General features: G+C 74.5%; 6 protein-coding genes. 3 read left to right on the forward strand and 3 right to left on the reverse strand.

Features of this window, described 5'->3' with window-relative positions:
• Positions 1–160: 160 nt before the first annotated feature.
• Positions 161–781: an L-threonylcarbamoyladenylate synthase gene (locus ACFWA9_RS38215; protein WP_380394004.1), complete on the forward strand. Its 621-nt coding sequence runs from the start codon at positions 161–163 to the stop codon at positions 779–781.
• Between the two features lie 148 nt (positions 782–929).
• On the opposite strand, the gene ACFWA9_RS38220 is transcribed toward ACFWA9_RS38215, so the two are convergent.
• Positions 930–1544, reverse strand: coding sequence for a dihydrofolate reductase family protein (locus tag ACFWA9_RS38220; protein WP_380394007.1), 615 nt, complete (start codon positions 1542–1544; stop codon positions 930–932).
• Between the two features lie 284 nt (positions 1545–1828).
• Between ACFWA9_RS38220 and ACFWA9_RS38225 the strand changes: the two genes are divergently transcribed.
• Positions 1829–2248, forward strand: coding sequence for a hypothetical protein (locus ACFWA9_RS38225; RefSeq protein WP_380394010.1), 420 nt, complete (start codon positions 1829–1831; stop codon positions 2246–2248).
• Positions 2249–2503: 255 nt separating this feature from the next.
• Positions 2504–2845 carry a hypothetical protein gene (locus tag ACFWA9_RS38230; RefSeq protein WP_352286817.1) on the forward strand — a complete coding sequence of 114 codons (342 nt, stop codon included), beginning with the start codon at positions 2504–2506 and terminating at the stop codon, positions 2843–2845.
• A 79-nt stretch (positions 2846–2924) separates the two neighbouring features.
• Here ACFWA9_RS38230 and ACFWA9_RS38235 read toward each other — a convergent pair whose 3' ends face one another.
• Together ACFWA9_RS38235 and ACFWA9_RS38240 are read right to left on the reverse strand one after the other, a co-directional pair.
• Positions 2925–3620 (reverse strand): fasciclin domain-containing protein, encoded by a 696-nt coding sequence (locus tag ACFWA9_RS38235; protein ID WP_352286814.1) that lies wholly within the window; start codon positions 3618–3620, stop codon positions 2925–2927.
• A gap of 59 nt (positions 3621–3679) precedes the next feature.
• Positions 3680–4825 (reverse strand): molybdopterin-dependent oxidoreductase (locus ACFWA9_RS38240; protein WP_380394013.1); only part of this gene is annotated, 1146 nt, incomplete at its 5' end.

Genomic DNA, 4825 nt, shown 5'->3' on the forward strand with positions numbered 1-4825 from the left:
CCGGTGGACCACCGCCGCCGCGACCGTGTCCCGCCGGGGCCCGGGCCGCCCTCCGGAAGGAGCGCACGTGCGCCCGGCCCGCGCCGGCTGCCGGGGGAAGACTCCGGCCTCCGGCGCGGGCCGGGCGCGGGGCGGCCCGTGGATCCCGTAGGGTCGGCCAATGGCGAAGTACTTCGACGTTCACCCGCAGTCCCCGCAGGCCCGCACCATCGGCACGGTGGCCGAGAGCCTCCGTTCCGGGTCCCTGATCGCGTACCCGACCGACTCCTGTTTCGCCCTCGGCTGCCGCATGGGCAACACCGAGGGCCTCGAACGGATCCGGACGATCCGGCGGCTCGACGACCGCCACCACTTCACCCTGATGTGCGAGAACTTCGCCCAGCTGGGCCAGTTCGTCCACATCGACAACGCCGTCTTCCGCGCCATCAAGGCGGCGACGCCGGGCAGTTACACCTTCATCCTCCCCGCCACCAAGGAGGTCCCGCGCCGGCTGATGCACCCGAAGAAGAAGACGGTGGGGGTCAGGATCCCCGACCACGTCGTCACGCAGGCACTCCTCGCCGAACTCGGCGAGCCCCTTCTCTCCAGCACCCTGCTCCTCCCCGGCGAGGACGAGCCCCTGACCCAGGGGTGGGAGATCAAGGAGCGCCTCGACCACGTGCTGGACGCCGTGGTGGACTCCGGCGACTGCGGCACGGAACCGACGACGGTCGTCGACTTCTCCAGCGGCGAGGCGGAGATCGTCCGGCGCGGCGCCGGCGACCCCGCGCGCTTCGAGTGACGCCCCGGCCAGGGGCCGACCGGGGGGTCCAGGGCCGGTTCGCCGGGGGCTGAAAGCGGGCCGACGAGCCGTTGGCGACGTCGGGACGCGGGAGGGACCGGTACTCCGGTCCCTCCCGCGGCCGGCCGGGCGCCTGGGGAACGCGCCGTCAGTGGACGTCGTAGGTCACGTGCGTCGCGGTCGATGTCGCGAGGACGCTCCGCTGTACCAGGGTGCGCGGCACCGCGCCGGTGAACAGGGGTGTGCCGGCGCCCAGCAGGACGGGGGCCAGGTGCAGCGACAGCAGGTCGACCAGGCCGGCGTCCAGCGCCGAGCGGATCAGGGCGCCCCCGCCCATCAGGACGACGTCGAGGTCCCGGCCGCTGCTCGCGGAAGCCGCCTCGGCGTGCCGGCGCGCGGCGGTGACGGCATCGGGCAGACCGGTGGTGACGAACGTCCAGTCGAGCGTGCCGAGTCGGACCGACTCCGGCCGCGAGCTCGTCACGACGACGAAGGCGGGTTTGCCGACCTCCTCGGCGCCGTACCCGGTCTCGTCGTCCCAGCCGTGCGGCCCGTCGACCAGGTCGAAGAGCCGGCGGCCGAGGATGACGGCGCCCGAACGGCCGGTCGCCTCGCGCAGGAGCCGGCGGTCGTCGGGGTCGTCGGAGAACGCCCAGGTGTGCAGCGCCTCGCCGCCGGTGCCCAGCCCGCTGTCCGGGCCCGGGTCCGGTCCGGTGACGAAGCCGTCGAGGGAGACCGAGATGTCCGCGATGATTCGTGTCATGTCGAGGTGGACTCCATCCGCCGCCTGAACTCATCCGTCATGCCCGCAGTATGTGACGCACGCCATTCGCCCTCAACAGGACGCGCTCGGGGTTCGCCGACCCGGGACGGGCGGGCGGGCGGCGGGGAGGCGAGCCACGGCCTGCCCCGGCGGCACCGCGCGGTTGCGCGAACGCGCACCCCGCGAAGGCCCGGTGAACCCCTCGGCCCTGAGCAGCCGTCACCTCGACAGAGGAAGCCGTCCGCCGGACGGGCGGCTCCGGTCCGCGCTACTGAGGAGTGCCCGTGAAGAAGATCAAGACGGCGATGGCCGCCGCCGTTCTCGCCGGTGTCGCGTCGATGGCCGCGCCCGCCAGCGCGGTGGCGGAGCCGATGCACTGCACCAGCCCGGCCTGGGGCGGCGAGTACCTCTGCGGCGGCGAATTCGGCCAGCCCGGCATGGCCGAGTACGGCTACCGGGACGGTCGCCGACAGGTGTTCGTCATCGGCACCGACCACGCCGTGTGGACGCGTTCGAGCAGCGCGGCCGGCAAGAAGACCGCTTGGACGTCCCTGGGCGGCTACCTGATCGGTGGCGTCGGCATCATCGCCTCGGACACGGGCGGGGGCCAGTTCGAGGTCGGCGCGAGGGGCACGGACGGCGGCCTCTGGGCCCGGAGCCACGCCGCGAACGGCAGCTGGACGGCCTGGGCCCGGATCGCCTAGCACCCCGACTCTCCCGGCCCGTCGGGCATGCGAACGTGCGCGCGTCGACGCCGGCGGCGAGCCGTGGCAGGGCGTGGCCGAGCCGCGTCGTCGTGACGTCGCGCCGCCGACCATACCCTGGCGACGGTCTCCCCGCCGGTGTCCGGCGGGGAGTTGGTCGTTTCGGCTGCCGGGCGTTCTCACGGAGGGCCACCGCCCCCGCCGTTCACCGGCTTCCGCACCGGGGCCCCGATCGGCCTGGGTAGGCTCGGCCCCATGGAAGATCGCGAACAGTACGTGAGGTACCAGCGGGACCGTGCCGTGCTGGCGGCGATCGGGGCCCATCTCGATCCCCAGGTCGGCCGGATCACCGTGCGGTTGCCGCGCTCCGTCGCCGAGTCGGCGGTCGCCGCCTGGGACCGCGACGAGCTGGGCGAGGTCGGCGAGGAGACCATCGCGGAGTACGAACTGCGCAATGACGCCGGCGACCTGGCTCTGATCGGCCTGATGATCACCGACGACGGCGTGTGGGACGCCGAGGGGGTCGTCGTCGATCTGGGCGTCATGGTCGTCGCGGGGGCGTTGCGTGCCGCGCTGGAGGCCGGGCCGCACGAGTGAGGGGCCGTTCGCCCGGTGGACGCGGCCCCCGGCCCTGGGACATGGGGCCGGGGACCGCGGTCGGTGGGGCGACGAAGGGTCAGGAGGCGGGCATCAGCACGGTGTCGACGATGTAGACGGTGGCGTTGGCGGTCTGCACGTTCCCGCAGAGGACCTTGGCGGACCCGTTGACGGCGAACTCGGGCGTGGCACCCGTGACGGTGACCTCGTCGGCCTCCAGGGTCTTGTGCGCGCCGGTCAGGGCCGTCGGGGCCAGGCGCTGCGGGACGACGTGGTAGGTGAGGATCTTGGTGAGCTTGTCCTTGTCGGCGAGGACGGCGTCGAGGTCGGCCTTGGGCAGCTTGGCGAAGGCGTCGTTGGTGGGGGCGAAGACGGTGATGTTCTTCGCGGAGTTGAGGGTGTCGACGAGACCGGCCTTCTTGACCGCGGTGACGAGGGTGGAGAGCAGCGGGTTGTTGGAGGCGGCGGTGGCGACCGGGTCGGCGGCCATGCCCGTGAAGGAGCCGGCGCCGTCCTTGGGGACGGCGGTGCAGGCGACGCCGAACGGCTGCCCGGTCATCGCCTGTCCGGCCGTGCTCGCCCCGGCCGTGCTCTGGGCGGCCGGGGAGTCCGGCACGGGTACCGGGTTCGCGGCCCCGGTGGTCGCGGCCGCCGCGGTCGGCGCCGGGCCGGCCGCCGTGGAGCTGTCGTCGCCCCCGCAGGCGGTGAGCGTGGCGGCGAGGACGCCGCCGACGAGCAGGGCGGTGACGGGCTTGCGGCGCAGGATGGTGGTCATCGATTTCTTTCTCTTTCGGATGGGTGGTGCCGTCCCGCTCGGAGCGGGGGGCGGACGGTTCACAGGACGGTGACGACGGTGCTGTGCCAGCCCGTCGCACCGGCCGGGAAGGGCGGTCTGCGGGTCTCCTCCTGGACGGCCCCGGTCGCGTCGGTGGCGCGGACCTCCAGGCGGTGCGTACCGGGCGCGGCCGAGCGCCAGGTGTGGTGCCACTGCCGCCACACGTCGGGCCCGGCGTCGGCGGCGAGCACCGCCTCCTGCCAGGGCCCGCCGTCGACGCGGACCTCCACGGCGGCGACGCCGCGGTGGGTCGCCCAGGCCGTGCCGGCGACGGTGACGTCCCCGCCCGGTACCCGTGCGAAGGCGGCGGGCACGTCGATGCGGGAGGCGGTGCGCACCTCGCCGGTGCGGTCCCAGCCGCGCTGCACCCAGTACGGGTCGCGGGCGGCGAAGGTGGTGACCTCCAGGTCGACCAGCCACTTGGTGGCGGAGGTGTAGCCGTAGAGGCCCGGGACGACGGTGCGGCAGGGGAAGCCGTGTTCGACGGGCAGCGGCGCGCCGTCCATGCCGATCGCCAGCAGGGCGGCGCGGCCGTCCAGGACCGACTCCACGGGTGTGCCGATGGTCATGCCGTCCTCGGAGCGGCCGAGCAACTGCTCCGCACCGGTCCGCAGACCGGCTCGGCGCAGCAGGCCCGGCAGCGAGACCCCGAGCCAGCGGGTGGTGCCCGCGTACGGGCCGCCGACCTCGTTGGAGACGCAGGTCAGGGTGTGGTCGAGTTCCTCCATCGGCAGCGTGAGCAGCTCGTCGAAGGACAGTTCCAGGGGCCGGTCGACCAGGCCGTGGATCCGCAGCGTCCAGTCGCGCGGGTCGATCCGGGGCAGGGTCAGGGCCGTGTCGACGCGGTAGAAGTCGGCGGTCGGCGTGCGCAGCGGGGGGAGGCCGGGGATCCGTGGCCCGGCGGCGGGCGGCAGCGGCGGCAGGGGGCGGGCCGGTGGCGGGAGGACGACGGCCGCGCGGGCGGCGCCGACGTCGGTCCGCCGGTCGGACAGGTACCGGGCGCCCGGGCCGAGACCGGCCGAGAGCGCGACGACGGCGCCCGCGGTCAGAACCTCCCGGCGCCCCGGACTGCCGGGGACGGGGGGCCGTCCCCCGGCGGTCCGGCGGGGCAGCAGGACGAGCAGGACGGCGGCGGCGGCCAGCGC

This window comes from Kitasatospora sp. NPDC059973 (assembly GCF_042737525.1).
Classification (GTDB): Bacteria; Actinomycetota; Actinomycetes; order Streptomycetales; family Streptomycetaceae; genus Kitasatospora.